14 protein-coding genes are annotated in these 17,091 nt (G+C 68.2%); 10 read left to right on the forward strand and 4 right to left on the reverse strand.

The window, feature by feature from the left end; translation table 11 throughout:
* The 6 genes from VD972_RS05800 to VD972_RS05825 form a co-directional block, all read left to right on the forward strand.
* Nucleotides 1–356: exodeoxyribonuclease III (locus VD972_RS05800; protein ID WP_324981970.1), on the forward strand; the 356-nt coding region annotated here is incomplete at its 5' end.
* A 13-nt stretch (nucleotides 357–369) separates the two neighbouring features.
* Nucleotides 370–1,143 (forward strand): lysophospholipid acyltransferase family protein, encoded by a 774-nt coding sequence (locus tag VD972_RS05805; RefSeq protein ID WP_324981973.1) that lies wholly within the window; start codon nucleotides 370–372, stop codon nucleotides 1,141–1,143.
* Between the two features lie 84 nt (nucleotides 1,144–1,227).
* Entirely contained in the window at nucleotides 1,228–2,868 is a 1,641-nt protein-coding gene (locus tag VD972_RS05810; protein WP_324981975.1) for a C39 family peptidase, read from the forward strand.
* Nucleotides 2,869–2,907: 39 nt separating this feature from the next.
* Nucleotides 2,908–3,993, forward strand: coding sequence for a cysteine peptidase family C39 domain-containing protein (locus VD972_RS05815; RefSeq protein WP_324981977.1), 1,086 nt, complete (start codon nucleotides 2,908–2,910; stop codon nucleotides 3,991–3,993).
* Nucleotides 3,994–4,025: 32 nt separating this feature from the next.
* Complete coding sequence (locus VD972_RS05820; protein WP_324981980.1) at nucleotides 4,026–6,830, forward strand: serine/threonine-protein kinase; 2,805 nt, start codon at nucleotides 4,026–4,028, stop codon at nucleotides 6,828–6,830.
* A 113-nt stretch (nucleotides 6,831–6,943) separates the two neighbouring features.
* Nucleotides 6,944–7,486, forward strand: a complete 543-nt coding sequence (locus tag VD972_RS05825) for a DUF2378 family protein (protein WP_324981983.1) — start codon at nucleotides 6,944–6,946, stop codon at nucleotides 7,484–7,486.
* Between the two features lie 4 nt (nucleotides 7,487–7,490).
* Here VD972_RS05825 and VD972_RS05830 read toward each other — a convergent pair whose 3' ends face one another.
* Nucleotides 7,491–7,955, reverse strand: coding sequence for a universal stress protein (locus VD972_RS05830; RefSeq protein ID WP_324981986.1), 465 nt, complete (start codon nucleotides 7,953–7,955; stop codon nucleotides 7,491–7,493).
* 269 nt (nucleotides 7,956–8,224) lie between these two features.
* Between VD972_RS05830 and VD972_RS05835 the strand changes: the two genes are divergently transcribed.
* Nucleotides 8,225–9,094, forward strand: a complete 870-nt coding sequence (locus VD972_RS05835) for an SDR family NAD(P)-dependent oxidoreductase (RefSeq protein ID WP_324981989.1) — start codon at nucleotides 8,225–8,227, stop codon at nucleotides 9,092–9,094.
* A gap of 498 nt (nucleotides 9,095–9,592) precedes the next feature.
* On the opposite strand, the gene VD972_RS05840 is transcribed toward VD972_RS05835, so the two are convergent.
* On the reverse strand, nucleotides 9,593–11,083 hold the full coding sequence (locus tag VD972_RS05840; protein WP_324981992.1) for an FAD-dependent oxidoreductase: 1,491 nt from the start codon (nucleotides 11,081–11,083) through the stop codon (nucleotides 9,593–9,595).
* On the reverse strand, nucleotides 11,080–12,426 hold the full coding sequence (locus VD972_RS05845; RefSeq protein WP_324981995.1) for a 2Fe-2S iron-sulfur cluster-binding protein: 1,347 nt from the start codon (nucleotides 12,424–12,426) through the stop codon (nucleotides 11,080–11,082). The genes VD972_RS05840 and VD972_RS05845 overlap by 4 nt, the downstream gene beginning before the upstream one ends.
* A 341-nt stretch (nucleotides 12,427–12,767) precedes the next feature.
* On the opposite strand from VD972_RS05845, the gene VD972_RS05850 reads away from it, so the two are divergent.
* Nucleotides 12,768–13,007, forward strand: a complete 240-nt coding sequence (locus tag VD972_RS05850) for a hypothetical protein (RefSeq protein ID WP_324981998.1) — start codon at nucleotides 12,768–12,770, stop codon at nucleotides 13,005–13,007.
* 796 nt (nucleotides 13,008–13,803) lie between these two features.
* Nucleotides 13,804–14,784, forward strand: coding sequence for a Kelch repeat-containing protein (locus tag VD972_RS05855; protein ID WP_324982000.1), 981 nt, complete (start codon nucleotides 13,804–13,806; stop codon nucleotides 14,782–14,784).
* A 118-nt stretch (nucleotides 14,785–14,902) separates the two neighbouring features.
* On the opposite strand, the gene VD972_RS05860 is transcribed toward VD972_RS05855, so the two are convergent.
* On the reverse strand, nucleotides 14,903–15,778 hold the full coding sequence (locus VD972_RS05860; protein WP_324982003.1) for a sigma-70 family RNA polymerase sigma factor: 876 nt from the start codon (nucleotides 15,776–15,778) through the stop codon (nucleotides 14,903–14,905).
* A gap of 93 nt (nucleotides 15,779–15,871) precedes the next feature.
* Here VD972_RS05860 and VD972_RS05865 point away from each other — a divergent pair.
* Nucleotides 15,872–17,091, forward strand: a 1,220-nt coding sequence (locus tag VD972_RS05865; protein WP_324982004.1) for a serine/threonine-protein kinase, incomplete at its 3' end; no start/stop codon positions are given.

The following is a 17,091-nucleotide window of genomic DNA, read 5'->3' on the forward strand; positions in this document are numbered from 1 at the left end:
GGGAGCGCCTCCTGGTCGTCGGCGACTTCAACACCGCGCACCAGGAGATCGATCTGGCCCGGCCCAAGGACAACCGCGAGACGAGCGGCTTCCGCCCCGAGGAGCGCGAGGAGTTCGATCGGTGGATCCGCGCTGGCTGGGTGGACACGTTCCGGCACTTTCACAAGGGCGGCGGGCACTACTCCTGGTGGACGCAGCGGGTAGACGCCCGGGCGCGCAACATCGGCTGGAGGCTGGACTACGTGCTGGCTTCGCACGGGGCCATGCCCTTCGTGAAGCGCGCGGCCCTCCACCCCGAGGTGCTCGGCTCGGACCATTGTCCGGTGAGCGTGGATCTGGATCCGAAGATCCGGTAACTGCTCCCCCCTCATGAATGCTCTGCTCTCGATCTGGACGTGGTTGGAGATTGCCCTGATGTCGCTGGTGGGCTTCTGCGTCCAGCTCGTGCTCGCGGTGCTCACCTGGCCCTTCGATCGCCGCAGGGTCATTACCGGGCGGTGCTTCCGGCTGGTCGCCGTGGTGTCCTCGAAGCTCACCCCCTACTGGCGCTTTGGGGTGCATGGCCCGGTGCCGGAGCGCATGGCCCCGCGCACCGTGGTGGTGAGCAACCACGAGTCCAACGCGGACCCCTTCCTCATCTCCTTCCTGCCCTGGGAGATGAAGTGGCTGGGCAAGGCCAGCCTCTTCAAGATCCCCGTGGTCGGCTGGAGCATGTGGCTGGCCGGGGACATCCCCGTGACGCGCGGAGACCAGGACTCCGCCAAGGACGCCATGGCGCGGTGCGTCAGGTGGCTGGAGAAGGGCATGCCGGTGATGATCTTCCCGGAGGGCACCCGCTCGAAGACGGAGGAGCTGTTGCCCTTCAAGGACGGGGCGTTCCGGCTGGCCATTGAGACAGGGGCGGATGTGCTACCGCTGGCCGTGAGCGGGACGCGGCGGGCGCTGCCCAAGCATTCCTGGCGGTTTGCCACCGCCAAGGGCCTGGTGACGGTGGGGACGCCCATCTCCACCCAGGGCATGACGCTGGCGGACGTGGAGCGGCTCAAGGCCCTGGCCCGGGAGCAGATCCTCGCCCTCCGGGCCTCCCTGCTCCCCCTGACGAACGCCGGACCGGGTGCAGAAGAGGGGGCCCGCGCCGCCTGATCCCAAAAATCGGAGGGGGGGAGGAAACTTTTTTTCGCCCAACCCGAAAAACAAGATGGCGCACCAGATCGACCAAAGGGTTCTATGACTGTCAACGTCCGCTCCCATTCCGAGCACTCGAGGGCTTCAGCCACGGCCCTGCGGCCCGAGGCGGCCTCCAAGGGTTGGCAGCCCGTCCCACATATCAACCAGGTCCACCCCCGAGGGGCTGACCAGAACTATGTGAACGGTGCCTACAACTGTGCACCGACGGTGGTCGCGATGCTGGCGCGCGGTCATGGGGCCCATAGCGATCTCACGGACGCCCAGCTCATCTCGCAGCTCGGACAGGACATCGTCACCCGCGAGGGAACGGATGCGCAGGGCGTGACGCAAATGCTGGAGCGCGCCGGCGTGCCCCTGGCCGGCGACGCTCTGGCCGCCAACTACAGCGAAGCGGACCTGAAGCAGCACCTGAACCAGGGCCACATGCTCATCGCCCAGGTTCGCACGACGGACCGCAGCGCGCGTGGCCAGGACAGTGCGCACTATGTCCTCATCCAGGGGATGACGCCGAGGGGCAACTACATCGTCTCGGATCCCCTGTCCAACAGGACCTATGTAGCCTCTCCGAAGCAGCTCAAGGAGGCTGTCCTCAAGGCCCCACCCGATGGGGGAATGCTGATCCCCGTCGCCAGCCCGGCGGAGGCCAAGGCGCTCGCCGCGGCCACGGCTCCGGCCGCCCCCACGGTGGACAAGGGACTCGCGGCGCCCCGAACGGTCGCCGCCAACCCTGCGGCCAAGAGCCCCACGCTGACAGAGATGCCTGCGGTCGGCTCCGCGGCCCGGAGGGCCACGCTGACGGAGATGCCGGCGGTCGGCTCCACGGGGGCCCGGAGGGCTACGCTGACGGAGATGCCGGCGATCGGTCCGGCGGTGGCCCGGAAGCCGACCCAGCCCGAGGTCCCGGTCGACACGTTTGGGGCTGTCCGGAGGCCTTCTCTGACGGAGATGCCGGCGGTGGGCCCTGTGGCGCCCCGGAAGCCCACCCCGCCTGAGCTGGCGGTCGACGCCTTTGGGCCAACCCGGAAGCCCTCGCTGACGGAGATGCCGATGGTGGGCCCCGTGGCGCCTCGGAAGGCCACGCTGACGGAGATGCCGGCGATCAATCCGTCGGTGGCCCGGAGGGTGACCCAGCCTGAGCTGGCGGTTGACACCTTCGGACCCGTCCGGAGGCCCTCTCTGACGGAGGTTCCCATCACCGGGCCCGTTGCGCCCAAGCTGCCCGCGCTGGCGGAGAAGCCGATCGCCAGCCCTGAGCCGACCGTGGTGGCCCCGCCCCCCGCCGATGAGCCCAGCGAGGAGGCCTTCACAGCCCCAGAAGAGGCGCTCAAGGACGTCGATACCGAGTTCAAGGAGCCCACGCGCAGGACCCGGAACTCGCGCATGGAGCACAACGAGCGCCGCAACCATTACGACCTGGACGTCCGCTACGATCGCCCTGGCCATCAGGGTCCTCGATCCTCGGGGAAGAAGGACAACATCTCCCGGGAGGACCGAAACGAGAACGAGGTCGCCCGAGAGCTGCTGGCCCGCAAGGCCCGCGGGGACGAGAGCGTGTATGAGACCCTGGCACAGCTCGAGAACAGCACCTCTGCGAGAGACCGCCGCATCCTGGACATGGTCGAGCAGTCGGACAAGAAGGATCCAGGAACCGGCAAGAAGATGACCGGAGACGGCTTCTAGGAGCCTGGCACCCCCTCACGATTCACGAAGGCGCGATTTATGAGCATTCGCCGCACGACCACCACTGAGCTGCCGCGGATTCCCCCCCCCCCAGCCAAGAGCACCCCGGGCGGGTGGCAGCCCACCTCGCACATCAACCAGCTCCGTCCCAACGGGGCCGGGAAGGACTACGTCAACGGCGCCTTCAACTGCGGGCCGGCCGTCGTGGCCATGGTGGCGCGTGGGTGGGGGCGCATGGAGGGGCTCAACGACGCCCAGCTCATCCAGCAGCTCGGCAAGGGCATCGTCACCAAGGAGGGGGCCGACGCGGAGGGGCTGACGCGGATGCTCAAGCGCATCGACGTGCCCCCGGCCGGTGAGGCGCTCGGGGCTGACTACGATGACGCCGATCTGAACGAACACCTGAGCCAGGGCCACAAGGTCATCGCTCAGGTCCGTGCGTCCGATGCCCACGGGGTGGACGAGGACAATGCGCACTACGTCCTCATCGAGGGGAAGACGCGCGACGGCAACTACACCGTCTCGGATCCGCTCTCCAAGAAGCCCTATGTCGTCACCCCGGATCAGCTCCGCGACGCCGTTCTCAAGGCCCCGCCGGATGGGGGCATGCTGATCCCCATCTCCAGCCCGGCGGAGGGCAAGCGGCCCGCTCCTCCGGCTCCGGCTCCGGCCCCGGCGACCCGGTCGGCGGTTCCCAGGAACCCGGTGGACACCTTTGCGCCCCGAGCCCCCCAGGCCAAGGCTCCCAACCCGACCGCCTTCTCGGTGACGAAGGACGTGTTCGAGGGCGTCGACACCGAGTTCCGGCAGCCCGAGACCGAGGAGCGCAACGAGCTCATGGAGGAGAATGAGCAGCGCAACGACTTCGGCCTCGACATCCGCTACAGCAAGAAGGGGCAGCCCGAGGCACCCACGGGGCCCGTGACGGCCGACGATCAGGACGAGGACGAGTTCGCCTCGCAGCTCCGGCAGCGCAAGGCGGGCGGGGATCGCGACGCCTACCAGACGCTGGCCCAGCTCGAGAACAGCGGCTCCGACAAGGACCGCCGGGTGGTGGAGAAGGTCAAGCAGGCAGACAAGAAGGATCCAGGCATCGGCAAGAAGACGACGGGGAGTGCCTTCTAGGGCCTGCAGTCCTGCCCTAGGATGCGCGAGCCATGGAGGACTCCAAGACCGAGCCCCGCGTTCCACCGAAGAACGCCGACCCCGACCTGCCCACCCGCGAGGCCCGTGGGCATGCCTCCCGGTCCCGGCCTTCGCCTTCGCCGTCCATCGCGTCCCAGCCCTCGGATGCGGGCCCGGAGGAGGCCTACGAGCTGGAGCGGGGCACGAGCATCGAGCGCTACGTGCTGCTCAAGCCCCTGGGGCAGGGCGGCATGGGCGTGGTGTACTCGGCCTATGATCCGGACCTGGATCGCAAGGTAGCCCTCAAGCTGCTGCGTCCGGACAAGCAGACGCCGGATGGGAACAGCTCGCGCTCGTGGATGCTGCGGGAGGCGCAGGCCATGGCCCGCATCTCCCACCCCAACGTCATCTCCGTCTACGACGTGGGCACCTACGCCAACCAGGTCTTCGTGGCCATGGAGTTCATCCAGGGCCGCACCCTGAGCACGTGGATCCGCAAGGAGCAGCACACGCTTTCGGAGATCCTCCGCGTCTTCCTGGATGCGGGCCAGGGGCTGGTGGCGGCGCACAAGGCGGGGCTGGTGCACCGGGACTTCAAGCCCTCCAACGTGCTCGTGGGCGAGCACGGCCGCGTGTGCGTGCTGGACTTCGGCCTGGCGCGGCTCGCCCAGGTGGCGGGGGAGGAAGAGCAGGCCCTCAGCGGCGAGGACGAGGGGCTCGAGGAGCGGGGCGGCGAGCCGATCGCGCTGGCGCTGCCGGAGAGCAGCCTCATCATGGGCACGCCCCAGTACATGCCGCCGGAGCAGTACCTGGGCACGGAGGTGGACGGGCGCGCGGATCAGTTCGCCTTCTGCGCCTCACTGTACTGGGCCATCTTCCGCAAGCGCCCCTTCGAGCCCCGGCAGGTGGCTCGGACGGCGGCGCAGAGCTCGCGGGGGACTGCGGCCGGGACGGGGGAGAGCGTGCGCCGGCTGCCGCATACCACCGCCGCGCACGAGCCGCCCGCGGACGCCAACGTGCCGGCGTGGGTGCGCCGCTCGGTGATGCGCGGGCTGTCGCTGAACCCGGAGGATCGCTTCCCCTCCATGGAGGCGCTGCTCGAGGCGCTCTCGCAGCAACAGCGCCGGGGGCAGCGGCGCGGAGCGATCGCGGTGGGAGGGGCGCTGGCGCTGGCCGCGGCGGGCGTGGGCCTGCACGTCTATCAGCAGAGCCAGGTGTGCGCGGGAGCGGAGACGCTCGTGGCCTCCGCGTGGGGACCGGCGTCGCACTCGAAGCTGCAGGCGGCCTTCAGCGCCACCGGCACGCCCTTCGCGGCGGAGGCGGCCCAGAAGGTGACGCGTCTCCTGGACGGGTACGCGAGCGCGTGGACGGGCATGCACACCGAGGCGTGTGAGGCCACCCGCGTGCGGGGAGAGCAGACGGAGGAGCTGCTCTCCATGCGGATGGTGTGTCTGGATCGCCGCCGCAAGGATCTCGGGGCGCTGGCGAGCCTGCTCACCGAGGCGGACGGCAAGGTGGTGGAGAAGGCGGTGGATGCGGCCTCGGCCCTGCCTTCGCTGCAGCCCTGCCAGGACATTGCCTCGCTGGCCGAGCAACCCCCGCTGCCGGCGGATCCAGCCCTGCGGGCCACCATCGAGCAGCTCGGCGGGCGGATGGCCGAGGTGAAGGCGCTCCATGATGCGGGCCGCTACAAGGCCGGCGTGGAGCTGGCCCGGAAGCTCGAGCCCGAGGTGGTCGCCTCCACGTACCTCCCGCTCCAGGCCGAGCTGCGCTACCACCTGGGCTGGTTGCTGCTGCAGAGCGGAGAGGTGGAGGAGGGCATCCTGCAGCTGGAGCAGGCCTTCGACGCCGCCGAGTCGAGCCGCTCTGATCGGATCCGGCTGGAGGCGCTCACCAAGCTCATCTTCGGGTTTGCCAGCAACGGCTTCCCGAAGGAGGCGGAGCGCTGGGGCAAGGTCGGCCTGGCGATCCTGAAGCGCATGGGCGGAGAGCCACCGCTGGCGCTCGATCTGATGGGGAACCTGGGGTACGTGGCGCTGCAGCGGGGCCGCTACCAGGAGTCCTGGGACTACTTCGAGAGGGCCCGGGCGCTGGTGGAGTCCACCCTGGGGCCGGAGGATCCGAAGCGTGCAAAGGTGAGCCACGGCTTGGGGCTGGTGGCGCTGCGCATGGCGGACTACCCGCGCTCCATCAAGCTGTTCACCGAGTCGCTCCAGCAGACGGAGGCCTCCAAGGGCCAGCAGCACCCCGAGGTGGCCACCCGCCACACCATGCTGGCCTCGGCGTACCGCGAGAGCGGCGATCTGGAGAAGGCGCTGGCGCACGTGAAGCAGGCGCTCGAGGTGCGCCGGGCGACGCAGGGGCCCGAGCATCCGGCCGTGGCCGACACGCTGGACGAGCTGGGAATGAGCCTCATCGCGCTCAAGCGGCATGACGAGGCCGTGAAGACGTTCACCGAGGCCCTGGAGATCAAGCGCAAGGTGCTGGGCGAGGAGCACTCGGATCTGACGTACTCCTACGACGGGATCGGCCAGGCGCTGCTGGCCGCGGGGAAGGCCCAGGAGGCCCTCGCGCCGCTGCGCAAGGCGCTGGCCTACGAGGATGCCGAGCCGGAGGGGCTGGCGCAGACGGAGTTCGCCCTGGCCAAGGCCCTGTGGGACGTGGGCCAGGCGCCGGAGCAGGCGCGCGCGGAGGCCCGGAAGGCGCGCGAGCGGTACGTGAAGCTGGAGAAGCCCGAGGAGGTGGCTGAGATCACCACCTGGCTCAGCTCGCACGAAGAGGCGCCGAAGCCGCCGCCGGCCTCGAAGCCGCGTCCTCTCAAGCGAAGGCCGCGGTGAGCATGCTCAGCCCTGGCGGGGACGCGGGGTGGTGCTGTTCCTGATCTCGTGAAGCCGCCGAGAGGAGTTCTTCTCCGGGCGCATCACGCCGCAGTCCGTTATATGAAGCCGGCGTGGCTGAGAAGCTCGTTTTCGATCATACGGTAGAGAGTCTGCTTCTGACGTTGAAGCGACCGATCCCGCACGCCCAGGTCGCCGCGCTGGATGCGCTGGGCATCGACCTGAGCAAGCCGCTGCTTCCGGCCTACCCGGTGGACATCTACTCCGCGCTGATCGGCTTCATTGCACACCAGCACTGGCCGGACCTGCCTCCGGCCGAGGCGGACTTCGAGGTGGGGCGCGCCTTCATCAGCGCCTACTCCACGCAGACGATGATGGGGCGGGCCCTCAAGGGAGTGACGCGGGTCATCGGCCCGCACCGGACCGTCGAGCGCATGAGCCGCAGCTTCCGCACCGCCAACAACTTCACCGAGACGCGGCTGAAACGGCTTGGGCCCACGCACTATGAGCTGTGGTTCAACTTCACCACCCGCCCGGGCTACTTCCGGGGGATGGTCCACGGGGCCGTCGGGCTCTGCGGTGTGGAGCAGATCGAGGTGAAGCTCGTGGCCACCCAGGGCCATGAGGTGACGTACCACGTCTCGTGGAAGCCCTGAGCCGCTACTTCGCCGCTTCGTAGAGGTGCAGGGTGAGCACAGGGCAGTGGGCCCGCGCGACGATCTTCTGGGCCACGCTCCCCAGCAGCAGGCGCGGCAGCCCACGGCGGCCATGGGTGCCCATGATGATGAGATCGTGCTTTCCCTCCTCGGCGACGCGCAGGATGGTGGACGTCGCCTCGCCCACGACGACCCGGTGCTTGAGGGGGACGGGTGGGCTCTGGATCTTCGCCGCCAGCTCGTTCAGCGCCTTGGTGGCGGCATCGACGGCGACCTGCTCGAGCGACTGGGAGTTCCACCCCGGGGCAGCCACGAGCAGATCCGGCGCCACGTACTGGGGAGGCTCCCAGGCATGGATGATCTCGAGGGCTGCATTGAAAGGCCTGGCGAGCTGGATGGCGTAGTCGATGAGCGCCTGGGAACCGTCAGACAGGTCTACGGGAACGAGGATTCGGGACGGCGCGGGCATGAGGGTGCTCCTCCTGTGCAGAGATGCTCTTGTGCACTCCCCCGGGGGGAATGCCACCGCGCTCTTAGGAAGAAGCGTGCCATCAACACACTGGGAAGCGCGCGTGTCCGGGCGCAAACCTTGCGAGCGCCCTCGGGCGGAGCGCAGAGCCTGCGTGCGCCCGCTCCCCTCGTTGCCCGTCCATGGCAAGGTGTGGCCGCCGAGTCCACGGTCTTACCTTTCCGTTCGAGACCGTTGGCATCGCACCCACCTACCCCCAGGAGGAACTCATGCGTCCCCCCCTCGACTCCGGAACCGTGCTCATCACCGGGGCCAGCTCGGGTGTTGGACGAGAGATCGCCCGTCAGCTGGCCCACCGGGCGCGGACGCTGGTGCTCGTGTCTCCTGGGGTGGGGCAGCTGGAGGCTCTCAAGGCCGAGCTGCAGGAGCACAACCCCACCCTGGGGGTGATCCTGCTCGCCTGCGACATCTCGCGGCCCGGAGAGGTGGGTGACATGCTCTCGGAGCTGGCGCGGCACTTCATCACCGTGGATGTGCTGGTGAGCGCCGCCAGCGTCGTGGAGCAGGATCTGTTCGTGGGGCAGAGGTGGGGCAGCATCGAGCGGATGCTCATGGTCAATGTGGTGTCGCCCCTGCTCCTCATCCGGAGGCTGCTCGGGTCCATGCTGTCTCAGGGGCGGGGGGGCCTCCTCTACGTGGGCGCGGGTGCCAGCCAGCTGTTCCTGCCCGGCGCCGCGACCTACGTGGCCACCCAGCGCTGTCTGGACGGGTTCATCGAGTCTCTGCGCCTGGAGGTAGAGGGCGCCGGAGTCTTCGTCACGCAGGTGGCTCCAGGGCCCGTGATCGATGCAGCGCTCTCAGCGGAAGGGGAGCGCTCGGGGCCCAGGCCCTTCTTCCACGTGTCTGCGGAGCGGTGTGCCCGTGAGGCCCTCGCTGGCTTCGAGCGCGGGGAGCCGCTCGTGTACCCGGGGTGGGGCCACCGCTGGGTGATGCAGCTGCTGCCTCGCCTCCCGCGCCGGGTGCGGCGGTCGCTGGGCCGGTGGGTGGGGCGGGAGCGCCGGGAGCACTCCGGCACAGCGGTGCCAGCACTGACCGGGAGCCCAGGCCGGCTGCAGCAGGGGACGCCCTCTCCGGCGTAGCGCGAAGGAGAAAAAAAATGGCGGCAGTTGGGGAGGCTGCCGCCTTGGGCGAGGACAGGGTGGGGGGATTCACCCTGTCCTCAGCGCCGGTCGCTCCGCCCAGCAGCGAGGGCCGAGAACAGGATGGGGGGATTCACCCTGTTCTCAGCACTGATCGCTCCGCCAGGCAGCGGGGGATGTCTGGATACCCGTCTTCCCAGCCAATCCGCCGTCCAGCAGGGGATTACGCCTGGGGTGAAGGTATCTGCAGCATATGTACTAGCACCTGCCGTGCCAACGAATTAAATGCCTGGATTTATTGGAAATGAGGCGGAGGGGGCACCCTACGGCTGGAGCAAGGCAACACCCGTGGCCGATCCCAGGATGTAAAGAGATTGAACAGTCCGGGCAGGTTTCCCTGAGAGTTCAGACTTTTACAAGAAGGTACTGAGGTGGCGTCTTCCAGGACAGTCGCCTTCTTTATCTGTTCAGGTTCAATACAGGGAAAGCCCGTAGTGGCTAGCCGATGATCATGTCCTCACCGCGCTCGATCCGGCCCGAGGTGAAGCGGCGCAGGTTGAAGCGGTGGAAGAGCTCATCGTGCTCGCCGGTGGCCATCCACGCGGCCATCCGCTCGGCGACGGCGGGGGCCATCATGAAGCCGTGGCCGACGAAGCCGGACATCTGGAGGAGGTTCTCCAGGCCGGGGGTGCGGCCGAGCACGGGGTTGTTGTCCGGCGTCACGTCGTAGCAGCCGGCCCACTGGCGCAGCACCTTCACGTGGCCCACCTGGGGGAGCTGCTCCATGAGGGCCTGGGAGAAGCGGGCCACGAAGCGCAGGGTGGAGCCCATGTTGAGCCCAGCGGGCTCCTTCGGGTCGCCCATGCCGCCGACGATCTCGCCGCGCATGGACTGGCTGAAGTACAGGCCCGAGTCCAGCACGGACACCAGCGGCCCCAGGAAGGGCTTGAGGGGCTCGGTGCTGAGGATCTCGTGGCGGTGGGGCTCGTTGGGCAGCTTCACGTCCGCCAGCTTCGCGATCTCGGGGCTCCAGGCGCCCGCGGCGAGCACCACTGTGTCGCAGGCGATGTCGCCGCGATCCGTCTTCACCTTGCGCACCAGGCCACCGGAGCTCTCGAAGCCCGTCACGTTCGTGAAGGTCTCGACCTTGATGCCCTTCTTCAGGCAGTGCTGGGCGTAGCCCCAGAGGAAGGGCCAGGGGAAGATGACGCCGTCCTCCGGGTTGAAGCAGGCCGTGAGCACGCCCTTCATCGTCAGGCCGGGGACGATCTCTCGGGCGGCGTCGGCGGTGATGATGCGGGTGGGGACGCCGTGCTTGTTGTGGAGCGCGGCGTTGCGCTCCAGGCGCTTGGCCACGCTCGCCGTCTTGGCGAGGAAGAGGTAGCCGCCCTGGCGCAGCCACACGTTGATGCCGAGATCCCGGGCGAACTGCTTCATCAGATCGATGGAGCGCCTGGCCAGCTCGATGTTGGCGGAGGTGCCCCACTGCATGCGCACGCCGCCGCCATTGCGGCCGGAGGCGCCCGCGCAGAGGTAGCCGCGCTCCAGCACCACCACGTCCGTCTCTCCGCGCAGGCTGAGGTTGTAGGCCAGGGCCAGCCCCATCACCCCTCCGCCGATGATGACGACCCTGGCCTTGGAGGGCAGGGGAGCCGCTGGGCGCAGCGCGGGCGGGAAGGTGCCGAGCTCCTCGGGCACGCCGCCCACGGGAGGCCGGGACTCGTCCACGGGCGTGGTGGCGAAGAGGGACATCTCGGTGGGGTAGAGCGGGGGACGGGGGGTGAAGGGCTGGATCCCCGGTGGCTTGAGGGGGCCCTCCTTGGCGATCAACGCCGCCACGGCGGCCAGGCAGCTCTTGCCCTGGCAGATGCCGGTGCCGAAGCCGGTGTAGCGCTTCACCGACTCCACATCGTTGTAGCCCCGGGACAGCGCGTGTCGGACGTCCTCGACGGTGACGTCCTCACAGGAGCAGATCAGCGCCTTGCTCATGACAGCCCTCCAATGAGCGCCTCGGCTGCGCGTGCACCCGCGGCCGCAGCCTCTCTCGCCGTACCACCGCCGGTGATGTCTCCCGCGACGAAGAGGTCCGGGGCGGCGGTGCTGCCATTCGCCTCCGCCTGCACCGCGAAGAGGCCGCGCTCGGCGTCGAAGTTCACGGTTGCGCCTCCTTGGCGGGCCAGCTCGAAGCTGGGACTGGGGGGGATCGAGACGAGCACCGCGTCGCAGTCCACCTTCTTCCGCTTCCCGTTCTCGCGGGTGAAGCTGAAGGAGCCCACCCTCTTGAGCCCGTGTGCCTTGGGCTCGCTGCCCACGCAGGCCGTGGAGTGCGCGCCACCGGGCAGCGGGCCTCGGAGATCCACCACCGCCGTCACCTTCGTGCGGTGGGTCTCCAGCAGACGGGCGAGGGCGTGGAGCTCCGGGCCCCACCCGACCAGCGCCGCCGCCTTCGGGGCGACGTCATGCTCGCGCAGGAGCATGCTGGCGGCGCGGCCTGCGTAGACACCGGGCAGATCGTTGTTCTCGAAGGGCAGGAGCCCCGGGTGGCCGCCGGGCGCGAGCAGGATGCGGTCCGCGTGGATCTGGAGGAAGCGCAGCCCCTCGGGCTCCTGCGCGACCGCGGCCAGGAAGCGGCCGCCCTCGTCATCGTAGAGGCCGATCGCGTGCGTGCGGGTGAGGACGCTGCCCTTGGGGAGGGAGGCCACCTCGGGGACGGCGGGATCGTCGGGCAGGGGAGCGCCTCGGGTCAGCCGGCCGCCGACGCGCTCATCTCGCTCGAGGAGGAGGAAGGGGACACCGCGCTCGGAGAGCACCTTCGCTGCGGCCAGCCCTGCCGCGCCGCCGCCGACCACGGCCACGCGAATGCGAAGGATCCGTGCAGGGAGCCGGGCCGGGGCCTCGTGGGGGGGCAGGAGGCCGAGCCCCGCGAGCTGTCGCGCCACCTTGGCCATCACCTGCTCGGCCACGGGGACGCCAGCGAACATCTCGTGGTGATCCAGTCCTCGGGGGAAGAACCAGTCGATGGTGCCGAACAGGTCGATCTTGGCGGAGGGGAAGGCGTTCTGGCGCTCCAGCCTCATGCCGGCGCGGGCGGGAGTGCGGCAGGTGTAGACGTTGGGCAGGCCGTCCACGCGCATGAGGCAGTGGGAGCAGGCGGCCGCGAAGCAGAAGGCGCCGCGGGGGCGGTGATACTTGATGGAGCGGGCGAGGACGTCCTCACCGGCGGCGAGCAGGGAGCACGCCACGGGCTCGCCCTCGACGGCGGGGACGGCTTCGCCCTCGAGGTCCACGGTGATGGCGCGGCCGCGGGGGGAGGCATCAGGGATGCGTCGCATGGGTTCGCGGAACTTCGCCTACCGGCCAGGGGCAGTCAAAGGGCGCTGCGAGGAGGCGTTCCCCCAGGACACCAGCATTTGTGATGGCAGACTCCATGGCAGCTTCGGAGGGGGACTGGCGCGGCGCGTCAGGGCGGTTCTGCTGTGACAGCACCTGCTGCCCGTGTCAGCGTCCCGAGCCACAGGAGGTTGAGGTGGCACTGAGTGCCATAGCAAGCTCTCGCGGCATGAGCGCGCTGAGGAGGAAGTAGGGGCTGAGGTTGCTTTGCATGGCGCGAGTTCAGGCGAGCAGTTCCAGGCCACCTCTTCCGAAGCCGACGCGTCTGGCGCAGACTTGACGCGTGAAGCGCACGACCACGGAACGCGTCCTGCTGGGGATCCTCGCATTGGGGGTGTGGGTGCTGGCGTTCTCAGCTCTGCCACCCGCGTACTTTCTCCTCGTCATCGTTCACAGAACAAGCGGGGGTGAATACGACGATCTTGTGTTGGTGGCACATCTGATCGGAGTGGTGTTGCTGCTTCTCAGCGCAGGACTGAGCTGGGGAGCGTACGCCTTGAGTCGAAAGGCGCTCGGCTCTTAGCGCTTCCGGGACTCCGACGGCGCAGGCGCAGCATTCCGAGCAGTGCCAGCAGGGCCACGGCCCCCACCCCCTCGTGTCCCAGCTCCGCCCTCTTTGAGATCGGACAGGGTCTGGAGGCACCCCTCACGGGCTGGCAGTGTCTCGCCACGAAAAATTCTCTGCATAGCCCGCGGTCCACCTCTCTCCTGCCGAATGGGAAGCCGCATGAAGGGCCTGCATTGCTTGGGCCTCCAAATTGCTGACGCGATGAGCGGTCATCCCTGGAGGGGTCATGAAATACGTGCGCAGAAGCGCGCAGCCTTTGCTGCTCGTGGTGGTCATCCTTGGCTCGGTATATGGCTGCGGCCCGGGTCCTCAGGAACCGTCCCCCTCATGGCCGGAAGAAGACACCCCTCCCGAGTCCTACCCTTCGGCAGAGGATGGAGGTTTCATCCCAACGGATGGCGGAGTTTCCGAGCAGGAGGATGCGGGTGTCGTTCTCGACACACCCCCGGAGATTCTGGAGTCCTGGAAGTCTGCCTCCTCTACGCCTGGAGGCGGGACGGTCACTCTTCACGTCCGGGCCCGCTCGCCTCGCGAGGGTACCCTGGAGTTTTTCTGGCAGAGCCAGGTCGGAGCCTTCAGCGCCCCGAGCAACACCCCCACTTCGAGTGAGATCCGCTGGACGGCTCCCGAATGTGGGCAGGGCCTGACCACTCATTCCCTCCAGATCTCGATCCGCCATTCCTCGGGCCTCTCTTCCTCGATGTCCTTCGACATCTCCCGGAAATGTCCTCAATGGGTCTCCACGGACAACATGGTGATAGCCCGGCATGACCACGCGGCCAGCGTGCTGCCCTCGGGCAAGGTGCTAGTGACCGGCCGCTATACCACCCATGATGGACACAACACCGTCGAGGAGTACGACCCAGCGACCCACACCTGGTCTCCCAAGGATGACATGCGCCAGGCTCGCAGGGGCCACACGGCCAGCGTGCTCCCGTTGGGCAAGGTGCTGGTGACCGGTGGGTACAACAACATTGACGGCACTCTCAAGAGCGCGGAGCTGTACGATCCGGCGCTACCCAGCACTCAGTCCTGGTCACCGGCTGGCAGCATGGCCGAGATCCGCACCGCGCACACCGCGACTGTGTTGCCTTCAGGCAAGGTGCTCATCGTCGGCGGATTTGGAGTTGGGGGCGCGCTGGCCAGCGCGGAGTTGTATGGCGGCGCAGCCCCTGAGAAGTGGACTCGGACGGGTGCCATGGGAACAGGCCGCTACGGGCATACGGCGACCCTGCTGCCTTCGGGCAAGGTGCTTGTCGTGGGCGGATACGGCCCCAGGGGTGAGCTGGCCGACGCGGAGCTCTATGACCCATTGACGGGTTCTTGGACGCTGGCGGGCTCTCCGTCCATGACGGGCCGTGCCCACCATACGGCCACGCTGCTTCCCTCAGGGCAAGTCCTGGTGGCGGGGGGTGGCACTTCCGATTCGGCGCTCTACGATCCCGCCTCAGGCCGCTGGTCGCAGGTGGGCTCCATGGCCACGGCTCGCGCCCATCATACCGCGACCCTACTCCCCTCGGGAAAAGTGCTGGTGGTGGGAGGCATGACCGCCATCTCCCTCGCCAGCGCGGAAGTGTATGACCCTGGTTCCCAGACATGGTCGCCCTTCGCCACTCTGACCACTGCCCGTTCCCACCATACTGCCTGCCTGCTGCCTTCGGGCCAGGTGTTGGTCGCCGGAGGCCACGCTGGCAACGGCCCCTTGGCCAGCGCGGAGCTGCTCGAACCGTAGGGCAAGCGTATCTGCGTCATGACTCCCGAGCGCCGCTCGGAGCGCCTAACAAAAGTCGGGGCTGAGCGCTATGGCCCTTCGGCCAGATTGTCTCAAACCTCATTTTTGTTAGACAGTCTCAGTTCTCCTCATCCTTCTCTTTCTCCTCCTTCAAGAGCTGGCTCATGCTCATCTCGAACCGGCTCTTGATCGCATCCATGAGGCTTTCGAACTCATGAGACGAAAGGCGGAGGCGCTCTTGGAGGCGGCGCTTCGTGTCGTCGTAGACCCCCTCTCGGGCCTCCTTGAGCCAACGAGAGATCGTCGACTGATCCTTGCCAAACAGCGGCCCTATCTTGGTCATCGGCAGCCGATCGATGAAATACAGCCGGAGCAGATATCGCCGATCGCTCGACAGCGCGGCAAAGGCCTCGCCCACGGCTTGGCGGAACTCGTGGCCGTAGCGGCGCTTGATGAATTCGAGCTCCGCGTCCGTTCCCGACGCTGGCACGGCCTCGAGAGCCGCAAGGGCTCTCTCATCCGACGTCTCCCGAGTCGCGATGCCTTGCTGGATGGCCATGCGCACGGCAATGACACGCATCCAGATCAGCAGCGCACCACGGCCCGTGTACTCGGCGAGCCGAAACCCAGCCTTCGGCGTGCGCACCAGGAGATGGGTGCGGACTCGCTGGCAGACCTCGTCGAGGACTGCGGCCGACAGCTTGAGGTACCCGAGCAACGCCGGGAGCTTCGCCAGGTAGTTGCGCTCCAGCATCTCAAGGGCGCCCGGCACATGATTCACGCAGGCACACGCCAGATAGAGGCCTTCCACATCCAACGGCATGATCTGCAGTTCGAGCGAGCCCTCGTCAGAGTCCTCGGGCAGCAGCCGGAGCAGATGTCGAATGAAGACGTCCGCGGGCAGGTCTACTTGCGGCCACCGGCGGCACCCCGTCTCCCAGGCGCGACGAAGCACGGGCTCGAACTCCGTAGCATCCTTGGGGGGCTCAGCCATCTTGGGATTCTGTCTCCTGAATCCCGAGCCTACCGCCAGCATGGGCGGGCGAGCATGGAATAGTGTCGTTCCAGAGTCCTCTCAGAGCCACCCATGCCGCATAGTGTCGCGAAGGCTCATCTACATTGCCTGACTGACGAGCTGATGGCCGAGCTGGTGGGCGGACGGCTGAAAGAGGAGACTCGGGCCAGCCTCCACCGCCACGTGGCCGACTGCCACAACTGCCATGCGCTCCTCGTCATGGTCGCTCAGGGGAGCCTGAGCCAGGCGGTCAGCCAGGAGTCCCCACCCGAACCCTCCGCAGATGGATGGGCCCCGCCCAACACGTTCGATGAGTTCCACCTGGTCCGTCGCCTGGGCCGCGGCGCCATGGGCGTTGTCTACCTGGCGCACGACCGCTCCCTGGACCGGCAGGTGGCGGTGAAGTTCATCGCCTCGCAGCAGCCCAACACCCGGGCCCGAGAGCGCTTCATGACCGAGGCTCGCGCCATCGCGCGCCTGCAGCACCCCAATGTCGTGACCGTCTTCCGTGTCGGTGAGGTTGAGGGCCACCCGTATATCGTCTCCGAGTACCTCGTCGGGCAGAGCATGGCCGAGCTGCCCTTGCCCGTGCCCTGGCGGCGGGCCTTGAGCCTGGGCATCGGTCTGGTCCGTGGGCTCGCGGCGGCACACCGTCAGGGTGTGTTGCACCGCGACCTCAAGCCGGACAACGCCTTCCTCACCGCCGCAGGTGAAGTGAAGCTGCTCGACTTCGGCCTGGCCGAGCTCGTCGATCCCCAATCCTCCACGGGCCCGAGCAGTGCACGCGCCGCCGGTACACCTCGTTACATGGCACCCGAGCTCTTCCGAGGTGCGTCGGCGACGCCGCGGAGCGATCTCTACTCCTTGGGCCTGCTCCTCTACGAGCTCTGCTCCGGCACGCTCCCGCCACGGCAGTATCCCCGCCTGCTAGAGAGACAGCCCGCGTATGGCGAGCTCTCCGACGTGGTGCGCTCCCGGGAGCCCCGCCCGCTCGCCGAGGCCGCTCCCGGCGTCGACCCGAGCTTTGCCGCCGTCATCGATCGCTGCCTGCGTCGAGAACCCTCGGAGCGCTACTCCTCGGCCGCGGCGATGCTCGAGGCGCTGGAGCAGATCGGCCGGGACGAGACCGTTGTCGGCGTCATCCCCGAGGGCAACCCCTACCGCGGCCTCCAGGCCTTCGAGGCCGAGCACCGCGCCCTCTTCTTCGGCCGCCGGCGCGAGCAGCGCGCGGTGCTGGAGCGCTTCAAGGGCGAGCCCTTCCTGCTCATCACCGGCGACTCGGGCGCGGGCAA

Source organism: Hyalangium sp., from assembly GCF_035629615.1.
Lineage (GTDB): Bacteria > Myxococcota > Myxococcia > Myxococcales > Myxococcaceae > Hyalangium.

Coding starts and splice junctions, on each gene's coding strand:
- VD972_RS05805 (WP_324981973.1), top strand. CDS start 370: ATGAATGCTCTGCTCTCGATCTGGACGTGGTTGGAGATTGCCCTGATG.
- VD972_RS05810 (WP_324981975.1), top strand. CDS start 1,228: ATGACTGTCAACGTCCGCTCCCATTCCGAGCACTCGAGGGCTTCAGCC.
- VD972_RS05815 (WP_324981977.1), top strand. CDS start 2,908: ATGAGCATTCGCCGCACGACCACCACTGAGCTGCCGCGGATTCCCCCC.
- VD972_RS05820 (WP_324981980.1), top strand. CDS start 4,026: ATGGAGGACTCCAAGACCGAGCCCCGCGTTCCACCGAAGAACGCCGAC.
- VD972_RS05830 (WP_324981986.1), bottom strand. CDS start 7,955: ATGCCCGCGCCGTCCCGAATCCTCGTTCCCGTAGACCTGTCTGACGGT.
- VD972_RS05835 (WP_324981989.1), top strand. CDS start 8,225: ATGCGTCCCCCCCTCGACTCCGGAACCGTGCTCATCACCGGGGCCAGC.
- VD972_RS05840 (WP_324981992.1), bottom strand. CDS start 11,083: ATGAGCAAGGCGCTGATCTGCTCCTGTGAGGACGTCACCGTCGAGGAC.
- VD972_RS05845 (WP_324981995.1), bottom strand. CDS start 12,426: ATGCGACGCATCCCTGATGCCTCCCCCCGCGGCCGCGCCATCACCGTG.
- VD972_RS05855 (WP_324982000.1), top strand. CDS start 13,804: ATGGTGATAGCCCGGCATGACCACGCGGCCAGCGTGCTGCCCTCGGGC.
- VD972_RS05860 (WP_324982003.1), bottom strand. CDS start 15,778: ATGGCTGAGCCCCCCAAGGATGCTACGGAGTTCGAGCCCGTGCTTCGT.